Origin of the sequence: Cobetia sp. SIMBA_158, assembly GCF_046566945.1 — a bacterium.
Classification (GTDB): Bacteria; Pseudomonadota; Gammaproteobacteria; order Pseudomonadales; family Halomonadaceae; genus Cobetia; species Cobetia amphilecti.
In genome coordinates this window covers 1-230 of record NZ_JAWJYL010001220.1, presented here as the reverse complement: position 1 = coordinate 230, position 230 = coordinate 1, and the positions used below count along the sequence as shown (strand labels likewise).

The 230-nt window shown below is 69.6% G+C and carries 1 protein-coding gene; it reads left to right on the top strand.

The features are described from left to right. A partial coding sequence (locus tag R2R70_RS23605) for a methyl-accepting chemotaxis protein (protein ID WP_410979434.1) occupies nt 1–230 on the top strand: 230 nt, incomplete at both ends.

Sequence of the window (230 nt, the reverse complement as noted above, 5' to 3'; positions counted from 1 at the left end):
CCGCGGTCGAAGCCGCGCGTGCGGGCGAGGAAGGGCGCGGATTCGCCGTGGTCGCCTCGGAAGTGCGCACGCTCGCGCAGCGCAGCGGCGCGGCGGCGAAGGAGATCAAGAAGTTGATCGAAGCGTCGGCGCAGCGCATCGAAGCCGGCTCGTCGCTCGTGAACGACGCGGGCAGCGTGATCGAGGACATGGTGGGCGCCGTGCAACGCGTGACGACGATCATCGACGAA